This is a genomic window from Streptomyces sp. NPDC090022 (assembly GCF_044748145.1).
Classification (GTDB): Bacteria; Actinomycetota; Actinomycetes; order Streptomycetales; family Streptomycetaceae; genus Streptomyces.
The window spans coordinates 141,994-160,646 of the sequence record NZ_JBIVFN010000010.1 but is presented as its reverse complement, the minus strand read 5'-3'; the positions used below and the strand labels follow the sequence as shown (position 1 = coordinate 160,646).

At 73.4% G+C, this 18,653-nt stretch carries 20 protein-coding genes and 1 pseudogene; 10 read left to right on the top strand and 11 right to left on the bottom strand.

Going from position 1 to position 18,653, the window contains the following annotated elements:
• Positions 1-37 precede the first annotated feature (37 nt).
• Positions 38-607, bottom strand: a complete 570-nt coding sequence (locus ACIPXB_RS20070) for an SMI1/KNR4 family protein (RefSeq protein ID WP_401451618.1) — start codon at positions 605-607, stop codon at positions 38-40.
• Positions 608-1,053: 446 nt separating this feature from the next.
• On the opposite strand from ACIPXB_RS20070, the pseudogene ACIPXB_RS20065 reads away from it, so the two are divergent.
• From ACIPXB_RS20065 to ACIPXB_RS20055, 3 genes and pseudogenes are all read left to right on the top strand, one after another.
• Positions 1,054-1,218: pseudogene (locus ACIPXB_RS20065) on the top strand (transposase); the annotation flags it as partial.
• Between the two features lie 78 nt (positions 1,219-1,296).
• Complete coding sequence (locus ACIPXB_RS20060) at positions 1,297-1,605, top strand: transposase (RefSeq protein WP_158104026.1); 309 nt, start codon at positions 1,297-1,299, stop codon at positions 1,603-1,605.
• Complete coding sequence (locus tag ACIPXB_RS20055) at positions 1,602-2,522, top strand: IS3 family transposase (RefSeq protein WP_401451616.1); 921 nt, start codon at positions 1,602-1,604, stop codon at positions 2,520-2,522. The genes ACIPXB_RS20060 and ACIPXB_RS20055 overlap by 4 nt, the downstream gene beginning before the upstream one ends.
• A gap of 564 nt (positions 2,523-3,086) precedes the next feature.
• Here the strand turns inward: ACIPXB_RS20055 and ACIPXB_RS20050 are convergent.
• A complete protein-coding gene (locus ACIPXB_RS20050) occupies positions 3,087-3,824 on the bottom strand; it encodes a hypothetical protein (RefSeq protein ID WP_401451614.1) in 738 nt (245 codons plus the stop codon).
• 199 nt (positions 3,825-4,023) lie between these two features.
• Between ACIPXB_RS20050 and ACIPXB_RS20045 the strand changes: the two genes are divergently transcribed.
• A complete protein-coding gene (locus ACIPXB_RS20045) occupies positions 4,024-4,590 on the top strand; it encodes a glycoside hydrolase family 25 protein (RefSeq protein WP_401451612.1) in 567 nt (188 codons plus the stop codon).
• 61 nt (positions 4,591-4,651) lie between these two features.
• Here ACIPXB_RS20045 and ACIPXB_RS20040 read toward each other — a convergent pair whose 3' ends face one another.
• Both ACIPXB_RS20040 and ACIPXB_RS20035 read right to left on the bottom strand, forming a co-directional pair.
• A complete protein-coding gene (locus ACIPXB_RS20040; protein WP_401451610.1) occupies positions 4,652-5,158 on the bottom strand; it encodes a fibronectin type III domain-containing protein in 507 nt (168 codons plus the stop codon).
• Positions 5,159-5,361: 203 nt separating this feature from the next.
• The gene (locus tag ACIPXB_RS20035; RefSeq protein WP_401451606.1) at positions 5,362-5,805 is read right to left on the bottom strand and encodes a MarR family winged helix-turn-helix transcriptional regulator; all 444 of its coding nucleotides are present in this window, start codon (positions 5,803-5,805) and stop codon (positions 5,362-5,364) included.
• Positions 5,806-5,941: 136 nt separating this feature from the next.
• Between ACIPXB_RS20035 and ACIPXB_RS20030 the strand changes: the two genes are divergently transcribed.
• From ACIPXB_RS20030 to ACIPXB_RS20020, 3 genes are all read left to right on the top strand, one after another.
• A complete protein-coding gene (locus tag ACIPXB_RS20030; protein WP_401451604.1) occupies positions 5,942-7,516 on the top strand; it encodes an MFS transporter in 1,575 nt (524 codons plus the stop codon).
• 209 nt (positions 7,517-7,725) lie between these two features.
• A complete protein-coding gene (locus ACIPXB_RS20025) occupies positions 7,726-8,067 on the top strand; it encodes a hypothetical protein (protein ID WP_401451602.1) in 342 nt (113 codons plus the stop codon).
• 151 nt (positions 8,068-8,218) lie between these two features.
• A complete protein-coding gene (locus tag ACIPXB_RS20020; RefSeq protein WP_401451600.1) occupies positions 8,219-8,392 on the top strand; it encodes a hypothetical protein in 174 nt (57 codons plus the stop codon).
• A 51-nt stretch (positions 8,393-8,443) separates the two neighbouring features.
• Here the strand turns inward: ACIPXB_RS20020 and ACIPXB_RS20015 are convergent, their stop codons facing one another.
• Together ACIPXB_RS20015 and ACIPXB_RS20010 are read right to left on the bottom strand one after the other, a co-directional pair.
• The gene (locus tag ACIPXB_RS20015; RefSeq protein WP_401451597.1) at positions 8,444-9,064 is read right to left on the bottom strand and encodes an L-threonylcarbamoyladenylate synthase; all 621 of its coding nucleotides are present in this window, start codon (positions 9,062-9,064) and stop codon (positions 8,444-8,446) included.
• 113 nt (positions 9,065-9,177) lie between these two features.
• Positions 9,178-9,777: a MarR family winged helix-turn-helix transcriptional regulator gene (locus ACIPXB_RS20010; RefSeq protein ID WP_401451595.1), complete on the bottom strand. Its 600-nt coding sequence runs from the start codon at positions 9,775-9,777 to the stop codon at positions 9,178-9,180.
• On the opposite strand from ACIPXB_RS20010, the gene ACIPXB_RS20005 reads away from it, so the two are divergent.
• Positions 9,776-10,738 (top strand): DMT family transporter, encoded by a 963-nt coding sequence (locus ACIPXB_RS20005; protein ID WP_401451593.1) that lies wholly within the window; start codon positions 9,776-9,778, stop codon positions 10,736-10,738. The genes ACIPXB_RS20010 and ACIPXB_RS20005 overlap by 2 nt on opposite strands.
• Positions 10,739-10,745: 7 nt before the next feature.
• Here ACIPXB_RS20005 and ACIPXB_RS20000 read toward each other — a convergent pair whose 3' ends face one another.
• Positions 10,746-11,114 (bottom strand): cytochrome P450, encoded by a 369-nt coding sequence (locus ACIPXB_RS20000; protein ID WP_401451590.1) that lies wholly within the window; start codon positions 11,112-11,114, stop codon positions 10,746-10,748.
• A gap of 118 nt (positions 11,115-11,232) precedes the next feature.
• Here ACIPXB_RS20000 and ACIPXB_RS19995 point away from each other — a divergent pair, with 118 nt between their 5' ends.
• Together ACIPXB_RS19995 and ACIPXB_RS19990 are read left to right on the top strand one after the other, a co-directional pair.
• On the top strand, positions 11,233-12,582 hold the full coding sequence (locus ACIPXB_RS19995; protein ID WP_401451587.1) for a S8 family serine peptidase: 1,350 nt from the start codon (positions 11,233-11,235) through the stop codon (positions 12,580-12,582).
• 265 nt (positions 12,583-12,847) lie between these two features.
• Entirely contained in the window at positions 12,848-13,378 is a 531-nt protein-coding gene (locus ACIPXB_RS19990) for a hypothetical protein (RefSeq protein WP_401451585.1), read from the top strand.
• Positions 13,379-13,522: 144 nt separating this feature from the next.
• Here ACIPXB_RS19990 and ACIPXB_RS19985 read toward each other — a convergent pair whose 3' ends face one another.
• The 4 genes from ACIPXB_RS19985 to ACIPXB_RS19970 form a co-directional block, all read right to left on the bottom strand.
• Positions 13,523-14,710, bottom strand: coding sequence for a GDSL-type esterase/lipase family protein (locus ACIPXB_RS19985; RefSeq protein ID WP_401451582.1), 1,188 nt, complete (start codon positions 14,708-14,710; stop codon positions 13,523-13,525).
• Positions 14,711-14,923: 213 nt separating this feature from the next.
• The gene (locus tag ACIPXB_RS19980; protein ID WP_401451580.1) at positions 14,924-15,928 is read right to left on the bottom strand and encodes an RNA ligase family protein; all 1,005 of its coding nucleotides are present in this window, start codon (positions 15,926-15,928) and stop codon (positions 14,924-14,926) included.
• A 63-nt stretch (positions 15,929-15,991) separates the two neighbouring features.
• Positions 15,992-16,249 (bottom strand): hypothetical protein, encoded by a 258-nt coding sequence (locus ACIPXB_RS19975; protein WP_401451578.1) that lies wholly within the window; start codon positions 16,247-16,249, stop codon positions 15,992-15,994.
• Between the two features lie 114 nt (positions 16,250-16,363).
• Positions 16,364-18,526: a substrate-binding domain-containing protein gene (locus ACIPXB_RS19970; protein ID WP_401451575.1), complete on the bottom strand. Its 2,163-nt coding sequence runs from the start codon at positions 18,524-18,526 to the stop codon at positions 16,364-16,366.
• Between the last annotated feature and the right edge of the window lie 127 nt (positions 18,527-18,653).

Genomic DNA, 18,653 nt, shown 5'->3' with positions numbered 1-18,653 from the left:
CGGATCGGCAATGGCCGTCATCCAGTGGGGAACCGTCTCACGACCAGACAAGTCGCCCTTCGGCAACGGAACAGACCGGATAGTCCCCCGCGCCGATCCTTGTCAGCATCTCCGCCACGGAGTCGAAGTAGTGAGCCAGTGACGCGTACTCGCCGGTGACCGTGGGCTCACCCACGAACCATCTGCCGATACGCCCGTCCCTCGCGTCGATGAACTTTCCCATCCAGCCGTCCTGGTCCGACAGGAACGGGATCCACTCGTTGCGCCAGAACGGGTAGTCCGGCTGGTCCGGCGGGTCGAATCCGCAGGACGTGGAACGGTTCGCGTAGAGCCTCTCCATCGCCCGGATGCCCAGAAAGAAGCTCCCCTCGTCGGGGAACCCATCGAAACCGCAACATTGCACTTCGTCGTCGAAATCTTCCTCCGACAGATCCAGATTGTTCTGCAACAGCCACGTCCGCAGGTCCCCATGCAGGGAGATCCCCATCCGTTCCTCGGCTGCCGCGAGCATCCGCTCCGTAGCGGGCCCGGGCAGATCCGCGTGATCGGCCGGCGCGTGCTCCCGAAGCAGACTCATCACACGCGACCAACTCTCGGCCACACTCATCGCCCTCTGTCCTCTCCACAGGGATGCCTCCGTCCGACTACGCCACTAAGGAGGTCGGGAAGTACAGGCCGGAGAACTTTGCAGGGATGATACTTCGGGCATGCGTTCTATCCCTCCCTGTGATCGTCTTCCGCCCCGAAGCGCGGAGCCAGCCCCTCAGCGAAGTGACCGCCGGCGACTTTCCACAGACAACCCACCGTGCCCGGCGGGCCCAGCCGAGGAGCTTCCAGGGCTCAAGCGAGGACCATGGCGTCACCCTGGAGCGGCGAAGCTGAAAGCGCTCACTGTCATAACCCTGCGAAATTTTCCGCTTCCGCCGCTGACCTGCGCGGACGGGGATCAGAAACAGGCAGTCAGGGACGGCGGTCGGCGTCGAAGTCGTCCCTGTGCGCGCGGCGCCCGAATTGCCAACCTGTGAAGAATGAAAGCAACCCGGTCACGTCGGCTGCTGTTCCGCCGGGATACCCGACGAGGCGCAGTTCGCTACCAAACCCCGCCTGGCCTGGGAAATGATCGCCGCCGCACTGGACGCCGGGGTGGAAGCACCATGGGTGACCGGCGACGAGGCATACGGGCAGGACCCGCAGTTGCATGTCGCCCTGGAGACACGCGGGACCGGCTGAGGTTCCCCCGAGATGCGGGGATGGGTGACAGAGGGTCAGATGGGTCTCATGAGAGGAGACCAGTCGATGCCTGCACCGAGGAAGTACCCGCTGGAGTTGCGTGAGCGTGCGGTACGGATGTACCGGACCGCCGAGCCGAAGCCCGTGATCCGCCGTATGGCCGAGGAGCTCGGCGTGCACCACGAGGCCCTGCGCAACTGGATCCGGCAGGCCGAGGCCGACGCCGGCGAACGCGACGACATGCTCACCACCGCAGAACGGGAGGAGCTTGCCGCCCTGCGCAAGGAGAATGCCCAGCTCAAGCGGGCGAATGAGGTCCTGCGGACGGCCTCGGCTTTTTTCGCGGCCCAGCTCGACCCGACCCGGCCCAGGTGACGGCGCTCGTTGACGAGCACCCGCATCTGGGGGTCGAGCCCGTACTCCGGGAACTTTCCATCCCCTCCTCCACCTACTACCGGTGGCGCCAGGCGGTGACCGAGCCGTGCGAACGGCGCCGCCAGGACACCGAGCTGACCAGCAGGATCCGGCAGGTCCACAACGAGTCCGGCGGGATCTACGGCTCACCCCGCGTGCACGCCGTCCTCAGGCGTGAGGGCGTCCACGTCGGCCGCAAGCGCGTCGAACGGCTCATGCGCCAGGCCGGCCTCGCCGGGATCAGCCCCCGGAAGAGCAAGGGCTTCACCCGGCGTGACCCGGACGCCGATCCGGCCCCTGACCTGGTGCGACGTGACTTCACCGCGAGCGGGCCGAACCGGTTGTGGGTCACCGACCTGACCATGGTCACGACGCTGGAGGGGCCGTTGTGGCTTTCCGCGATCCGCGACGCGTTCTCCCGCCGGGTGGTGGCCTGGGAGACCTCCGCCCGTGCCGACGCCGACCTGGTCCTGACCTCGCTGGAGTATGCCCTGGCCAGCCGCGAAGTCGCGCCGGGTGAACTCATTCACCACGCGGACCACGGCTGTCAGCACACGTCCGTGAAGCTCACAACACGCCTGGTCAGGGCCGGTATCCAGGCGTCCATGGGCTCGGTCGGCGACTCGTTCGACAATGCCCTGGCGGAGAACCTGTGGATGGTCATCAAGACCGAGTGCATCCGCGGCCGGGTCTTCGCCACCAGGGCCGAGGCGAACCTCGCGCTCTTCGAGTACATCGACGGCTTCTACAACCCCCGCCGCATCCAGAAGCGGCTCGGCAACCTCAGCCCGATCGAGTTCGAGGAGAAGCACTACGCCAACCAGGCAGCGGCTGAACAAGTGAACCTGAAACCACGTCGACCCGCTCTGACCAGCTAGTCAGCCACTCCCGCACAGCGGGGGAACCTCAGGCTACGTTCTGGCGGTCGCCTGCTCCGTCCGGGTCCGGATCAACTCCGGCCGCACGCCGATTCGCGCGGACACGGTCGGCGACCGCCTGCCCGAGGCTGCCTGGTAACGGCAAAGCGCCGGCATCGGCGCGAAGGGCCTGCGCTATTACGACTGGGCCTGGATCCATATCGGCACGTCACGCTCGCCATGCTCGCGCTGGCGTTCCTGGCCGCCGTTGCCGCTGATGCAGCCCCCGATCGGCCGGCAGAACCGCATCACCACGTCCGGGGCAGCGACCCGATCTCGCTGACCGTTCCAGAGATCCGCCACCTCTTCACCGCCGTCCTCAACCCACCAGTCGTGTCCATGGCCAGACTGCTGCACTGGTCGAACTGGCGCAGACGCCACCAGGCAACAGCCCGGCGCAGCCACTACCGACGACGCTCAGCTCACGAAACCAGCGGATAGATCACGAAACCGCACTGGAGTACTGGATGCCGCACGGGGATACCGCACAGGGATGCCCCACGGGGCGTGGACCGGTGGGCGGGTTCAGCGGTTCGGCGCGCCGCCGATGAAGTAGTCCACCCGGCGTCGCAGCCCGCTCCAGCGGCGGTCGTGGTGGAAGGCGCGCATGGTCGCGCGGGCCCGCGCCCGGGGCCGGGAGCGGTAGAAGCGCCGGCCCCACGGTGACGTGGGCCGCGCCAGCCGCACCGCGCCCACCAGCGCAATCAGCGGCACGATCACACCGAGCACCGCCAGCCGCGGCTTGCCCTTGAAGAGCGCGACGACGGCCAGCAGCAGATTGAGGACGACCGTGCCCACCGCGGTCAGCCGGCTCTGCTGCTCGTCATCCGTCAGGCCGTCGCCCCCGAAGGGCAGGAAACCGCACAGCAGCAGGGCGGCCAGCGCGGACGTCATGATCACGACCTCCACGCTGACCGTGCCCTCCTTGGTCCAGTACACGTCACTCAGGTGCAGGATCAGCGCGAACTCGTCCAGGACCAGCCCCGCCCCCATGCCGAACAGCAGGGCCGCGAAGCCCGCGCCCCACCCCGCACGGCCGCCCCCGATCGCCGTGAAGCCGCCGACGGTCATCAGCATCACCCCGGGCACCGCGTGGTGGACGTGCAGACCACCGGGGGTGACGTTGCGGAACGGCCCCTTCCCGGCCCGGATCATCCGGGTGATGACCCGGGTGACGGCGAAGGTCACCACGAAGGCGGTCAACGCGACGAGGAGGGGCAGTTTCCCCGGTTCGACGATGTTGCGCGTCCACCACTCGTTCATGGCGCCACCCTGGCGCCGCCGGGGACGGCGCGCACCGCGGGATCCGCCGGTCGGCCGCCCGTCGTCCAGGCGTACGCCGGAGCCGACCGTACGAGGTGACCGCGCCCCACGAACCCGGGTATCCATGGTGTGTGCAACCGGATCCGGACGTGTGCGTCGCTCACGGCGGACCGGTCACCGACAGCAGGGAGACGCCGACATGACGGTCAAGGGTGTGGACATCTCGGCCTACCAGCCCGAGTTCGATCCGAGTGGCTGGGACTTCGTCTTCATCAAGGCGACCGAGGGGCGGAGCTGGAAGAGCTCCGTCCGGCACAAGCAGGCCACCGCCGCCAGGGACGCCGGCGCGGTGGTCGGTTTCTACCACTTCCTGTGGCCGGGCAACATCGCCGCACAGGCCGCCTACTTCGTCGAACACGCTCCGCTCCGGCCAGGCGACGTCCTCGCCTGCGACTGGGAGGACAACCTCGAGGGCACCGCCGCCTCCTGCGCCGAGAAGGACGCCTTCCTCGCCGAGGTCAAGCGGCTGCGGCCGGAGCACCGCGTGGTGCTCTACTGCAACAGGGACTTCTGGTTCCACCGCGACACCACGTCCGGCTGCGCCGACGGCCTGTGGATCGCCGACCTCACCACCGCCGGGCGCCCGCGCATCCGGCACCCCTGGACGTTCCACCAGTACAGCCACGCCGGCAACCTCGACCGCAACGTCGCCGCGTTCCCCACCCGCGCCGCGCTGCGCGCCTGGGCCACCGAACTCACCGCCTGACCGCCGCGAGGCCCGCGCCCACGCCAGGGTGACGCGGGCCTCAGCGCCGTCCGGCGCGACCTCACGCGCACTCCACCCCCTCGCCCACGGGTGTCCAGTCCGAGGCGCCCTTGACGCCGACCGCCCGCACCTGGACGCAGTACCTGACGTTCTCGTCGAGGTGGGGGATCGTGAAACTTCTGCTGTTGGCCGAGACGAGGAAGTTCTGGTCGAGGGTGACGTTGCGGATCTCGTACCCCGTCTCGTCGGTGGCGTCGTCCTCCCTCTGCACGCGGACGCTCTTCTCGCCGGTGCCGGGGACGGCCGTGGCGACGACGCTCGACGGCTCGCGCGGCCGCCCGACATCGGCGCCGGCCGCGTGCGAGATCGAGAACTTGGCGTGGGCGGAGTCGTCCGACAGGAACTCCCCGTTCTCCACCGTCAACTGGTGCGAACGGACCGTGCCCAGGGTGAGCGGCCGGTCCGAGGTGCGCGCCGATCCCTCGAGGCCGTTGCTGCGGCAGGTCGACCCTTCGTACAGGTACAGCACCGCCCTGGGGCTGACCGTCTCGGAGGAGTTCAGCCGCACCGTGACGGACAGGACGCCCCGGGTCCGGGGTCAGCAGCACCGCGGCCCCCAAGGCGTATCCCGGCTTCATCCCACACCTCGCGGATCCCGCGCCCCGTCAGGGCACGGCGGCTCGGTGAGGGCAGGTGATGCGGCCCCGTACGGTCAGAGTCCCACCGGAGCGATGGGGGCGCATCCCGGCGTCGGCGGCAGGCCTCGCACGCTCAGGACGTGTTCTCCATCGTGGGGCGCAGGCGTTCCAGCAGGCCGTGCAGGGCCGCGCTCTCGTCGGGGGCGAGGGTGTCGAGCGCGCTGTGCGTCGCCTGCATCTCCTCCCGGACCCGGCGGATGACCTCACGGCCGGCGTCCGTGGCCACCACGTTCTTGACCCGGCGGTCGGAGGGGTCCGGCTCCCGGCGCACCAGCTCGCGGGCCTCCAGCCGGTCCACGATGCCCGTGACGTTCGACGCGTCACACACCAGCAGCGCGGCGAGGCCGCGCATGGGCAGCGGGCCGTCGAGCTGGGCGAGCACCCGGGCCTGGGTGGACGTGAGGCCGTGGTGCGCGGCCGCGGCCGCGAAGTCCCGCCACTGGGCGGTGCCGATGGCGGCCAGCAGTTCCAGCAGCTCCAGCTTGGTGGGGGCGGCCTGTCGGGCGGTGTCGCTCATGCCCGGAGCGTACTCGAGATGCTTCACATTATCAATTGTTTACTTGAACACCTGAACTATCGATGTCTACCGTCATCGAGTTACTTGATGACGTCAAACATCTGCGATCTGAAGCATGAAGAAGGTCCCGCCAGCCATGAGCTCCCCCTCCACCACCGCCCCGGCGACCGGACGCAGGAGCGAGACGGTCATCGTCCTCGCCCTGAGCCTCGCGGCCATGGTCGTGTCGATGATGCAGACGCTGCCCGTCCCGATCCTCGGCCTCATCCGCGACGACCTCGGCACCTCCGCCGCCGGCGTCAGCTGGGTCACCACCGCCACCCTCCTCTCGGCGGCCGTCTTCACCCCGCTCCTGGGCCGCTTCGGCGACCAGCACGGCAAGAAGCCGACCCTGGTCGCCGTCCTCGGCGTCATGGTCGCCGGCTCGGTCATCGCCGCCGTGGCGTCCTCGCTGCCGCTGCTGATCCTCGGCCGGGTGCTCCAGGGCGCCGCCACCGCGATCTTCCCGCTGGCCCTGTCCGTCCTGCGCGAAGAGCTCCGCCCGCAGCGGCTGCCCGGTGCCATGGCGCTGGTCAGCGGCACCCTCGCGTTCGGCAGCGGCCTCGCGCTCGTCGCCACCGGCCTGCTCACCTCCGGATCCGGCACCGACTACCGCAGCGCCTTCTGGATGGCGACCGGCTTCGCCGTCCTGGCCCTGATCGCGGTCGTCGTCCTCGTCCCCGCCACCCGCCACAAGACCGGCGGCCGCACCGACTTCCTCGGCGCGCTGACCCTCGGCCTCGCGCTCCTGCTGCTCCTGCTGCCGATCTCGCAGGGCCACGACTGGGGCTGGACCTCCGGCCGTACGCTGGGCAGCTTCGCCGGCGCCGCCGTGATGACCGCCGTCTGGGTCGGCGTCGAGCGCACGGTGCGCGAGCCCCTCGTCGACATGCGGATGTTCGTCCACCGCCCCGTGCTCATGGCCAACCTGGCCGGCGTCCTGGTCGGGTTCGGCATGTTCGCCAACTTCCTCGGCGTCTCCTACCTCGTCCAGATGCCCGCGCAGCTCACCGGCTACGGCTTCGACGCGTCCATCCTGCGCGCCTCCGTCCAGTTCCTGCTGCCCGGCGCGATCGTCTCCCTGCTGGCCTCGCCCGTCGGCGGCCGGCTCGTCCGCCGGCGCGGCCCGCGCGCCGCGCTGGGCCTGGCCGCAGCCCTCGGCGCCGCGGGCTTCGCCTGGCTGGCCCTCGACCACGGCCACACCCTCTCGGTGATCGGCGCCGGGCTGGTCGTCGGCGCGGCCGTCAGCTTCGGCTACGCCGCCATGCCGGCCGTGATCATGGCCAGCGTCCCGCACCACCAGAGCGGCATCGCCAACGGCATCAACTCCATCTCGCGCTCCACCGGCAGCGCGATCGGCAGTGCCGTCGTCACCACGATCCTCGCCTCGATGACGATCGCGGACCTGCCGCCGGGTGTCCCCGCGCTGCCCGCGGAGTCCGGGTTCACCCTCACCTTCTGGATCGGGGCCGTCGCCTTCGCCCTGGTCGCGGTGATCGGCGGAATCGGTCTGCGGGGCCGGACGGGCCCGCCCGCCGCGCCCGCCGCGGCCGCGGGCACGGACCCCGTGGAGCCGGCCGCAAGCGTGGAGCCGGCCGTCGCCGAGAAGACCGTCGCTGAGAAGACCGCCGTTGAGAAGGTCGTCGTGGAGCCGGCCGCCGTCGGCCGCTGACCTGGCCCGCCGGCGCCCGAACGCACGAGATCCCGGGATCACCACGTCCCGGGATCTCTGTGTGCACTTCGCTGACCACCTCGTACAACGACGGGCCTCCCGCGAGGTCACGCGCCGCGGGAAGGATCTTTTCCGCGCCGGGCGGGCCGGTGCCCCGGCCGGTCGCCCACCACACGCCACGCCCGGCCCGCCGCGCGTAGCCTGGAGGCATGTTCAACCGGCAAGCACGTCTGCTGGTACTGGCACCGGTGGCGGCCGGCGCGCTGATCGCCGCCCCGCTCGCGTTCGCCCCGGTCGCCCTCGCCCCGCGCGCTGCGGCCGCCCTTCCCGCGGCCACCTGCTCCGTCTCCGCCGCGTCCGAGGACGGAACCGCCCGGCTCTCCGGCAGCGGGTTCGAGCCGGGGCTCGCGTTCCTGTCCTCACCCACCGCGCCGGGCGGATCGTTCATGATCGGTTCTGACGGCGGCTTCCAGATGATGAACGTGAAGTACGCCCCCTACACGGTGCAGCAGGGCGGCGAGCGCACCGTATGCGGGGGCTTCGGCGGCTGACCGGCGCGGGTGCACCACGTCGGAGTGACACCGGGCGCTGTGTGGATGCGCCAGGACTTGGATCGTACCTGCGGGTATCGGAGCCGGATCGTCCCGGATTTGATAGATGTGGACACAGCCGGTGTTGCTCGTCCGCAGGAAGGACACGGCCATGTTCGATCCACTCCGCCCGCAGACCGTCCCGTGCGCCTACTGCAAGGCAGGCCCGGTGGACGGTGCCGTGCGCACCCTGTGCGCCGCGGAGGGGGTCCTGTCCGTCACCTGGCACACCGACGCCTGCCCGCACCTCGCCGCCGACCGGATCCTCGCCGAGGACAGCAGCTGACGGCGGGCGGTCACGCGCCGGGGGCCACGTACGGGCGGCCGCACGCAGGCGTCACTCGAAGCGCGTGGTGTCGCCCGCCCCGCGCCGTACGATCTCGGCCCCGCCGCCGGAGAAGTCGATGACGGTGGTCGGTTCGGTCCCGCAGTCACCGGAATCGACGACGATGTCCACCACGTGTTCGAGCCGTTCCTTGATCTCCCAGCCCTGGGTCATCGGCTCCGCCTCGTCGGGCAGCAGCAGCGTGCTGGAGAGCAGCGGCTCGCCGAGCTCGGCGAGCAGGGCCTGCGTCACGCCGTGGTCGGGGATCCGGACGCCGACCGTCTTCTTCTTCGGGTGCAGCAGCTGGCGCGGCACCTCCTTCGTGGCGGGCAGGATGAAGGTGTAGCTGCCGGGCGTGGCCGCCTTGACCGCGCGGAACACGTCGTTGTCGATGTGCACGAACTGACCCAGCTGGGCGAAGTTCTGGCAGATCAGGGTGAAGTGGTGGCGGTCGTCGAGGTTCCGGATCGACCGGATCCGGGCGAGGCCGTCGCGGTTGCCGATCTGGCATCCCAGCGCGTAGCAGGAATCCGTGGGATACGCGACGAGCGCCCCGGAGCGGATGCTGTCAGCGATGCCGCTGATGGTGCGCGGCTGGGGGTTCTCGGGGTGGACGTCAAAGTACTTCGCCATCCGCCGAGCCTACGGGATCGGCGGACGGCGGTTCGCCGCGCACGGGGCCGGCGGCGTCCGCGTCCGTGCCCGCGTACGGGTCGCCGCCGCCCGGCGCCCGCCACCCCGGCGGCTCAGGGCGACGGTGCGTCGTGCGGGGATTCCACGCGGCCGAGCCAGGTGGTCAGCAGCGCCTGGAGCTGCGCGGCCTCGTGCGGGCCGAGGTCGTCCAGCAGGCGCCGCTCGTTGCGCATGTGCTCCGTGAACGCCTGGTCGATGAGGTCCCGCCCGGCCGGGGTGAGGGCGACGACCCGGCCGCGGCCGTCGTCGGCCGCGCGGCGCCGGGTGACCAGGCCCTCGCGCTCGAGGCGGTCGACGCGCTTGGTCATGGCCCCGGTGGTCACCATCGTGAAGGCGGCGAGCTCGCCGGGCGCGCGCTCGAAGGGGTCGCCGGCGCGGCGCAGCGCGGCCAGTACGTCGAACTCGCCCTCGGAGAGGCCGTAGCGCCGGTAGACCACGCAGAGCTGCTCCGTGAGCAGCGCCGCCAGCCGGTGCAGCCGCCCGAAGACGCCCTGCGGGGTCACGTCGACGTCGGGGCGCTCGCGGGCCCATTCGGCCTGGATGCGGGCGACATGGTCGGGCGCGGAGCCGCCGCGGGCGGCTCCCGCGGCTCCCGCGGCTCCCGAGACACCCGGGTCGCCACTGTCTTCCCGGGAAGGTACATTGTCTTCCATGGAAGGTATTCTACGCTGGATGCTGGTCACGGCCATCGCGCCGGTCGCCTGGGGGACCACCTACTACGTCACCCAGGCACACCTGCCCGCCGACGCCCCGCTCTACGGCGCCGCGATCCGCGCCCTTCCCGCCGGTCTGCTGCTGCTCGCGCTGAGCCGGAAGCGGCCGCACGGATCCTGGTGGTGGAAGTCCCTCGTGCTCGGCACCCTCAACATGGGCGCCTTCTTCGCCCTCGTGTACGTGTCGGCGCAGCTGCTGCCCACCAGCATCGCCTCGGCGGTCATGGCCACCTCGCCCCTGGCCCTGATGCTGCTCGCCTGGGCGATGGCCGGCGAGCGTCCCGGCGTACGCGCGGTGGCGGGGGCGGTGATCGGAGTCGCCGGTGTGGGGCTGCTCCTCCTGACGGGCGTCACGGCCGTCGACCCCCTCGGCGTACTGGCCTCGGCCGCCGCCCTGCTGATGGCGTCAGTCGGCTACGTCCTCGCCAAGCGGTGGAGCGCCGAGGTCGACGTCCTGGCACAGACCTCCTGGCAGCTCATCGCCGGTGGCCTGCTCCTGCTGCCGCTGGCCGTCGCGGTGGAGGGAGCGCCGCCGCACCTCGACGCCGACGCGCTGATCGCGTTCACGTACGTCACGGTCGTCGGTACGGCGGGCGCCTTCACCGCCTGGTTCGCCGGTCTCGCCCACCTGCCCGCCGCGACGGTCGGCCTCGTCGGGCTCCTCAATCCCGTCACGGGTGTGCTGCTGGGCGTCCTGGTCGCGGGGGACACGCTCACCTCCCGTCAGGTCGCAGGCCTGGCGATGGTCCTGCTCGGCGTCCTCGCCGGCCGGCCACGCCGCCGGACCCCCGCCCCGGGACCCGCCCCCGGGCCCGCCGCCGACAGCCGGTCCGGAACCGGGACAGCGGCCGGGTCCGGGGCATGGAAGCCGCCGCCGGGACGCCCGGCAGGCTGCCGGTGACGCATGGTCAGAGGGCGTCGGAAGCCAGGGTCGCGGGCGTGGAGCCGGCCGGGCGGACCGTGATGCTGTACGCCGCCCGGGTGGGCGTCGAGCGGAAGACCGGGGCGTGGGCGGGCAGCAGGTGTTCCAGCAGCACCGTCGACTCGCGCAGCGCGAACCGCAGCCCCACGCACGCCCGGGGGCCGATGCCGAACGGCAGGTAGCCGCCCGGGTGGGCGGGCCGGGCGCCCGGTGTGGTGCGGCTTGGCCGGCTTGGCCGGCTTGCCTTGCCACCACGGGCATCTCCTGTTCGACCGCTGGGCGGGGTTGCTGAGAGAGCGTCGGCGGCACGGACTGTACGGGAGCGGACGTGTCCGGTGACACCCCGCCTCGTCACGGGCTCCGCCCTGCGCCGATGCCCGTACGCCGCAACCGGCGGCGCCCGGGGCTCGTCTGAGCGGTCGACGGGTGCACGTCACGGCAGCGGGACCGCACGGACTGATGGAGAGCCGGACATGGGACACGGGCGCGGCAGCGGAACACGGTGGGCGGTAACGATCGGGGTGGTGGCGCTGGGCCTCTCGGCCTGTGGCCCGGTGGAGGACCCGGCCGCGGGCGGCGCCGGCACCGCGCCCCCGTCCGCGACCGCCGCGCCGGGCGGAACCCCGGCAAGTCCCGGACCCGGCGGGCCGTCCGGTACGGCGGCCCCCACGACCGGCCCCGGGAGCCCCCTGCCCTCGGGGCCCGGAGCGCCGGCGCCCGTCGTGCGGACCGGAGTGCCGTGGCACCTCGACCGCCTCGACCAGCGGAACCGGCCGCTCGACGGGAAGTTCACCGCGCGGTCCGACGGCGCGGGGGTGAACGTGTACGTGATCGACAGCGGAGTGGACCTCGGCCACGCCGAGTTCGGCGGCCGTGCGAAGCAGGGCGCCGACTTCATCGGGGCACCCGACGCCGGGGACTGCCTCGACGGCCTCGGCGTGGGCCACGGCACGTTCGTCGCCGGCATCATCGCGGGCCGGACCACCGGCGTCGCTCCGAAGGCCACGATCGTGCGGGTCCAGGCCATTGCGTGCGAGGAAGGCGGCGCGAGCGGGCCCGCGACCGCGACCGGGACCGCGACCGGGACCGCGACCGGGACCGCGACCGGGACCGGGACCGCGACCGGGACCGTGAGCGGCGCCGCCCGCGGCTCCGCGACCGGCCCCGCCCGCGGCATCGCGAACGGTCCCGCGTCCCTCCGCGGCCCCGGCACCAAGGGTGTCCCCCCGCTCTCCCGCGCCAAGGACGTCCCTCCGGGCCCCGGGGCACCCGACCCCGCTGCCGAGGCCGCCCTCGTCAAGGCCGCGGACTGGGTGACCGCCCACGCGCGCCGCCCGGCCGTGGTGAACATGTCCCTCAACCTGGCGTACCGCTCCGCCGCCGTCGACGCCGCCGTCCAGCGCATGACCGACGCGGGGATCCCCACGGTCGTCGCGGCCGGGAATTTCAACGACGACGCCTGCGGGCACTCCCCGGTCGGCGTCCGCGGCGCGATCGTGGTCGCGGCCGCCACCACCGCCGACCGGCACTGGAGCGACTCGGCGGCGTTCGGCTCCGGGTACGGCCGGTGCGTGGACCTCTACGCGCCCGGCGAGAAGATCACCTCCGCACTCGCGGGCGGCGGCACCACGGAACTCGAGGGCGCCGCCACCTCATGGGCCACCCCGCACGCCACCGGCGTGGCCGCCCTCTACCTCGCGAGGAACCCCTCGGCGACGCCCGCGCAGGTGCGTACCTGGCTGACGCAGCAGGCGGTACCCGGGGTCCTGTCCGGAGTGCCGCCGCAGACCCCCGACCGGCTCCTCCACACCGGCGGCCTGTGAGCCGAGCCCCGCACGGCGCCTCGCACGGTGCCTCGTCGGCCGGCGGCCGCCGGCCGACGGCCGTCGGGTCCCCGCACCACCATTCGGGGCCCGGCGGTGCTCTCCCTGAGTGACGCCACCGGAGCGTGCGCATGCGGCCGCGGTGAGCGTGGGAGGTTCGATCCCGAAGATGAGGCCGTCTCAGATGCCGTGGACGCGGTGACGCGATGACGCGTCCGCCGGACGGTGGACTTCGTGGGCCTCGCACTCACCGAGAGGAAACCAGATGAGGAAGCTCGCTTGGGTCGGGCGGGGTGTTTCGGCCGTGTCCGGAGCCCTGCTCCTCGGGGCGCTCATGGTCCCGTCCGCGGCCGCGTACAGCACGACGGACGCGGCCACCGACCCCAAGAGCACGACCCGGATGGACCCGAAGAAGGAAAAGAAGTGCCTGGTGCCGCGGCACGTCGCCTCGACCGCCTTCGAATTCGGCCAGCTGAACGGGAGCGTGTTCCGCGTCGCGAACGACCGGAAGGGGCACGCCTTCCTCAGTGACCCCCGCAACCCGGGCGTCTGGGTCAACCTCGGCCTGGTGCCGGGAACGCCGGACTGTGTCGCCGACGTCGCCGTCGCGGCGGTCGACAGCACCCTCAACGCCACAGTGGTCGAGGTCTTCGGGTACCTGAACATCACCCTGCTGGCCGCCAACGGCAGGCAGTACGAGGCGCAGTGCGCCGTCACCAACTACCCCTTCTCGCACGCGAACATCCCGTCGGCCTGCGGGTCCGGCTTCACGCAGGTGGCGGGCACGCCCGTCTGAGCCGCGCGGCGGCACACCGCGCCGTAGGCAACACACCGCACCCGGAGGGCCGGTCGCCACGCGCGACCGGCCCTCCGGCCGTCGCCGCCGGCCGCCGGTCGCCGGCCCCGGGGTGCGCCGGGCGCGCGGCGGGGCCGGCGGCGGTCAGCCGCGCGGGGCGGCGAAAGGGCCGCCCGCGCCGAAGACGAGCTCGGCGAAGTTCTCCCCGATCCGGCGGTGGCCGGCGGTGTCCGGGTGGACCTCGTCGGGCAGCGGCAGCTCGGCGTAGTCCTCCGCGCCGTACAGCGAGCGCCCGTCGAGGTAGTGCAGGTGCGGGTCCCGCGCGGCCCGCCGCGCGGTGAGATGGGCGAGCTCCTCGCGGACGACGCCCAGCGTCAGCCGCCCGGCGGCCCGCTCGGCCGGGTCGCCGAGGGCCCGGAACCGCAGGGCCGTCCCGTCGAACTCCGCCGCGAGGGGACCCGGCGTGTCCTCGTGAATGGGACACAGGACGGGGGAGACGACCAGCAGCGGCGTGTCCGGGTGCCCCTCCCGGATCGTGTCCAGGAACCCGTGGACCGCGGGGACGAAGGCGCGCAGCCGCATCAGGTCGGTGTTGACCAGATTGATGCCGATCTTGACGCTGATCAGGTCCGCGGGCGTGTCGCGCAGGGCGCGCGCGGTGAACGGGTCGAGCAGGGCGTTCCCGCCGAAACCGAGGTTGATCAGTTCCACGCCGCCCCGGGCGGCGGCCAGCGCCGGCCAGGTCGAGGCCGGTCCGTCCGTGCTGGAGCCGTGGCTGATCGAACTGCCGTGGTGCAGCCACACCCTGCGGCCACGGTCCGGCGCGGCCTCGACCGGCGCGTCCGTCCGCAGGGCGATCAGCTCCGTGATCTCGTTGTACGGGAGCCAGATCTCGACGTCCTTCACCCCGGCGGGCAGCCCCGTGAACCGGACGGTGCCGGGCGCGCCGGGCGTGGCGACCACGGCGCCGGTGGCCATGTCGATGGTGTGGAGGTTTCCGCCCGCCACAGCGGCCCGCGCGGTCGGACGGCCGTCGACGAGGAGTTCGTACACGCCGTTCGGGCGCGCCGGACCGCCGCGATGGACGGTCTTCGTGGCCAGCGCGTCCAGCTCGATCGCCGTGGCGGCCGTACGGAAGACCAGCCGCACCCCGGAGGGCTGGGCCTCGACCTGGGCCAGGTAGGGGTCGGGGAACTGCTCGCGGGCCCGGGCGGGCAGCCGGTGCGGCAGGATGCCGTGCGCGGTGCGCTCCACGTCGAGCGCGCCGCGCAGGAGGTGGGGCCCGACGGGGGTGGTGAGCCAGTCGGTCACGCCGTCCGCCTCCCTGCGCACGAATGGATCATGCCGGTCATCATGACGTCCGCGCCGGGGCTTCGGCGAACGAGTTTCCGGCTCCACGGCGGTCGCGAGGGCGGCCGGGCCGCGCGGTTCGGCCCGGCGGGCCAGCTCCGCGGGTCGGCCCCGCGGGTCGGCCCGCCGGTCAGCCCAGCCAGAAGGCCCCGCCGGTCAGCCCCGTGAGCCAGCCCCTCGGCTCGGCCCCGCCGGTCAGCCGCGCCGGTCGGCGGCGTCGAACCGGGCCAGGGCCAGGGCGCCGGGGCTCAGGGCCTCCTCCAGGGCGTGGCGGGTGGCCCGGTTCAGGCCGCCCAGCCCCTCCTCGGTCTCGTCCGCCGCGTCCCGGGCGATCTCGGCGGCCACCTCGCGCGCCGGGGTATGGGGCCCCAGCTTGCCCACCGCCGCGGCGGCCCGCGCCGGGGTGAGCAGTCCGGCGGCGTGCGCCAGCAGCCAGCCGGGCACGCCCGCCGCGCCTTCGGCGGGGACCCGGTAGGGGCGGGCGCCCGCGAACCGTTCGTCCTCGGCGAAGGCCGGCTGCTTGAGCTTGGCCATCGGCGGGGTCTGCGTCCGGGACTCCCCGGCGGGCTTGACCACGATGCCCTCGGCGAGGTTGCCGGGCAGTGCGGGCAGACCGAGCAGCGCGGGCAGCCGGGTCGGGAAGACCACGGGCAGCTGCCCGACCCGGGCCAGGGTGCCCTGCGCCAGCAACGGCGCGCACATCAGCCCGGCGGCCCGCGCCGCGGTGCGCAGCGCCCGGTCGGCGACCCAGACCGGACCGCCGTCCACGGGGGCGACGGTCGCGTCGAAGGGCAGCCAGAGCAGGTCCGGGGCGTACCAGACACCGGTCTGTACGGGTTCGGCGGCCGCGACCGGCGCGACGTCGGGGTGCGGGTAACGGCCACCCGCCAGTTCGCCGTAGAGCGTCACGGTCGCCGACCCGGCGGCCCCGTACCGGTCCCGCAGCAGCGCGGCGCAGCGGCTCGCGGCGACCGCCAGCGCCGGCCAGATCCGGCCGACACCGAAGAAGTCGTCCAGGCCGCCGTCCCCGAGGAGTTCACGCCGCTTGGCGGGACGCAGCCCGCTCGCGTCGCACACGACGGCGAAGTTGGCGCCGTGCACCTTCTCCTGGGCGACCCAGTCCCGCCCGCCGGCCTCGCCCAGCCGGCGGCCGGCGGGAATCTTCGGATACGGGGACCAGGAGCGGGACTCTGCGGACACCGCGCGATGCTAACCGCCGGCCTGCGCCCGCGGCACCGTATTTCCCCCGGCGGGCGGCCCGGGTCAGGGGCGGATGGCTTCCGCCACCCAGCCGTACGGGAGTTCGCGGCCGTCGACGGTGGCCGCCTCCACCGTGTCGGTCCGCGGGTCGATGTCCACCTGCACGCCGTCGCCCTCGTAGCGGGGGGAGCCGCTCGCACCGGTGGCACCCGTGGCCACGACCGTCGCGGAACGCATCGCGGCCCCGTGGTCGGTGTGCCCGTCGGTGTCCGAGAGCTGGGGCTTCAGTACCACGGTGTAGCGCTCAGGGGGCTGGCTCATGGCACCGAGGCTAGCGCCCGCCCCCGCGCCCCGCCGCTTCCCACGCCCGACGGCCCGACGGCCCGACGGCCCGACGGCCCGACGGCCCGACGGCCCGACCGGCGGACCACGGTACTAGGGGCGCAGGCCCTGGGCCGTGCGGCGGACCTGGAGGGCCAGTGGTTCCGGGAGGGCGGCGTAGCCCGTCTCGATCACCGCCTTCCGGCCCGCCACGTTCACCGTGTCGTCCAGGAAGGCCCGCAGCCGCGGCAGTGACTCGGCCCGGTTCCCCTCCTCGCACACCACCGTGTACGCCACCTGCACCACCGGGTAGGCGCCGGGTGTCCTCGTCGCCGGGTCGAGGCTGAGCGGGGCCCCGCCCGTCTTCGCCACCGGCGCGGCCGCCGCCAGCGCCAGGGCGGCGGAGTCCGGCCCCACGGGCACCGGAGCGCCCGCCGCGGTCATGAGCGCGGCCGTACGGCGGCCCTGCGTGCCGCTCAGCGCCGTGAAGGAGATCGACCCCTGGGTCTGGGCGACCTCCGCGACCTGGTCCTTCGCCGCCGTCACCGACCCCGTGAGCAGGGTCGTGGCCGGCTGGTGGGGCCAGGCCGCGGGCGCGGCCCCGGCGAGGTACTGCGTGAAACCGAGCGTGATCGAGCTCGCGGCCGCCGGGACCACCGTCGTCAGCTCCGTGTCCGGCAGCATCACGCCCGGGTTGAGGCGGGCGATCGCCGAATCGTTCCACCGCAGGATCTTGCGGTCGAAGATCCCGGCGAGCGTCTGCGCGTCCAGCGTCAGGGAGTCCACCCCCTCCAGCCGGTACACCACGGCGATCGGCACGGCGTCCAGCGGCAGCTGGAGCGCGGGCCTGCCGCCGCAGCGCGCGGCGGACTCGGTGGAGTGAGCGGCCGTCAGGGGCGTGTCGACGACCGCGAAGTCCGTCTGCCCCGACAGGAACTGCGTCAGGCCCGCGCCCGATCCGATGGGCTGGTAGGACACCTCGCTGCCCTGGCACCGCCGCGCGTGGTCGGCGGCCCAGCGGTCCAGGGCGGGCTTCTGTACGGAGGAACCGGCGCCCCTCAGTGCTCCGGCGGGCCCGCAGGGCGCCGGGGCGAGGTCCGCGGCCGGGCTCGCGGCCCGGTCCGCGCCCTTGCCGTCGCCCGCCTTCCCGTCGCCGTTGGCCAGCAGCGGTACGGCCACCGCCGTCGCCGCCGCGGCGAGGGCGACCGCTGCCGCCGCGAACAGCGCGCGCCGGCGGCCCCGGTGGCCGACCGGCGACGGTCGTGGGTCGCCGGGCGGCGACGCGGGCCGCGTGGGCGACTGCGGCGGCGCGGGTGATTCCGGCGGCGTGTCCGCTGCGGGCACCCGCGCGACGCGGGGATCCGGGGCGCCGGCCGGTCGTGCCCCGGTCACGGGGAAGCGGTCCGCGACGCCCGGGGCGGGCGGGTCCACCACGGTCGCCGGCGGTGGCGTGGGCGTCGCGGCGGGCGGGGGTGGTACGGCCGGTCCGGCGAGCGTGGACAGCAACCGGTCCACCGTCGCCCGGCCGGCCGGGTCCTTGACCAGGCAGGAGTCGACCAACGGCCGCAGCTCCGGCGCGACCCCGGCCAGGTCCGGCTCCTCGTAGACCACCCGGAACCCCACGGCGTGCGTGCTCTCGGCGTCGAACGGCCCGTGCCCGGTGGCGGCGTACACCAGGACCGACCCCAGCGCGAAGACGTCCGCGGCCGGGGTGAGGGGCTCGTTGCGGAACTGCTCGGGGGCCATGAACGGCGGTGTGCCCACGACCAGTCCGGTGCTGGTCAACGGCGCGGCGTCGGAGACGCGGGCGATGCCGAAGTCGATGACGCGCGGCCCGTCCTCGGCGAGCAGCACGTTGCCGGGCTTCAGATCGCGGTGGATCAGCCCCGCCCGGTGGATGTCGCGCAGCGCCTCCACCAGCCCCGCCGCCAGCCGCCGCACCCCCGGCGCGTCCAGTGGACCGTACGTCGCGACGGCGTCGGCCAGCGAGGGGCCCGGGACGAACAGCGTGGCCAGCCAGGGCTCGTCGGCGTCGGGGTCGGCGTCCACCACGGGCGCGGTGAACGCGCCGCTGACCAGGCGCGCGGCGGCGACCTCCTGGCGGAAGCGGGCACGGAAGGCGCCGTCCCCCGCCAGGTCGGGCCGGATGACCTTGATGGCGACCTGCCGCCCGGACACCGACCGGGCGCGGTAGACCACGCCCATCCCGCCGGCGCCGAGCCTGCCCTCCAGCCGGTACCCGCCGACGGTACGCGGATCGCTCTCCGCCAGCGTCACGTGCGCCTCCCCGGGCCCGGTGCCGCGGCCGCGAAACGGACCGGGCGGACCCGCCGGAACCGGTCGAGGTCCGATGCCCACCCCGGGTCCCGCCCGGCCTTCCCCAGCTGCCCCGCCGGCGGGCGGA

Bases quoted from the DNA above. Each gene is read 5' to 3' on its own strand.
- ACIPXB_RS19990 (WP_401451585.1), top strand. From the start codon at position 12,848: ATGAGGAAGCTCGCTTGGGTCGGGCGGGGTGTTTCGGCCGTGTCCGGA.
- ACIPXB_RS20035 (WP_401451606.1), bottom strand. From the start codon at position 5,805: ATGAGCGACACCGCCCGACAGGCCGCCCCCACCAAGCTGGAGCTGCTG.
- ACIPXB_RS20060 (WP_158104026.1), top strand. From the start codon at position 1,297: ATGCCTGCACCGAGGAAGTACCCGCTGGAGTTGCGTGAGCGTGCGGTA.
- ACIPXB_RS20010 (WP_401451595.1), bottom strand. From the start codon at position 9,777: ATGGAAGACAATGTACCTTCCCGGGAAGACAGTGGCGACCCGGGTGTC.
- ACIPXB_RS19995 (WP_401451587.1), top strand. From the start codon at position 11,233: ATGGGACACGGGCGCGGCAGCGGAACACGGTGGGCGGTAACGATCGGG.
- ACIPXB_RS20045 (WP_401451612.1), top strand. From the start codon at position 4,024: ATGACGGTCAAGGGTGTGGACATCTCGGCCTACCAGCCCGAGTTCGAT.
- ACIPXB_RS20015 (WP_401451597.1), bottom strand. From the start codon at position 9,064: ATGGCGAAGTACTTTGACGTCCACCCCGAGAACCCCCAGCCGCGCACC.
- ACIPXB_RS20005 (WP_401451593.1), top strand. From the start codon at position 9,776: ATGGAAGGTATTCTACGCTGGATGCTGGTCACGGCCATCGCGCCGGTC.
- ACIPXB_RS20070 (WP_401451618.1), bottom strand. From the start codon at position 607: ATGAGTGTGGCCGAGAGTTGGTCGCGTGTGATGAGTCTGCTTCGGGAG.
- ACIPXB_RS20030 (WP_401451604.1), top strand. From the start codon at position 5,942: ATGAGCTCCCCCTCCACCACCGCCCCGGCGACCGGACGCAGGAGCGAG.
- ACIPXB_RS20050 (WP_401451614.1), bottom strand. From the start codon at position 3,824: ATGAACGAGTGGTGGACGCGCAACATCGTCGAACCGGGGAAACTGCCC.
- ACIPXB_RS20020 (WP_401451600.1), top strand. From the start codon at position 8,219: ATGTTCGATCCACTCCGCCCGCAGACCGTCCCGTGCGCCTACTGCAAG.
- ACIPXB_RS19975 (WP_401451578.1), bottom strand. From the start codon at position 16,249: ATGAGCCAGCCCCCTGAGCGCTACACCGTGGTACTGAAGCCCCAGCTC.
- ACIPXB_RS20025 (WP_401451602.1), top strand. From the start codon at position 7,726: ATGTTCAACCGGCAAGCACGTCTGCTGGTACTGGCACCGGTGGCGGCC.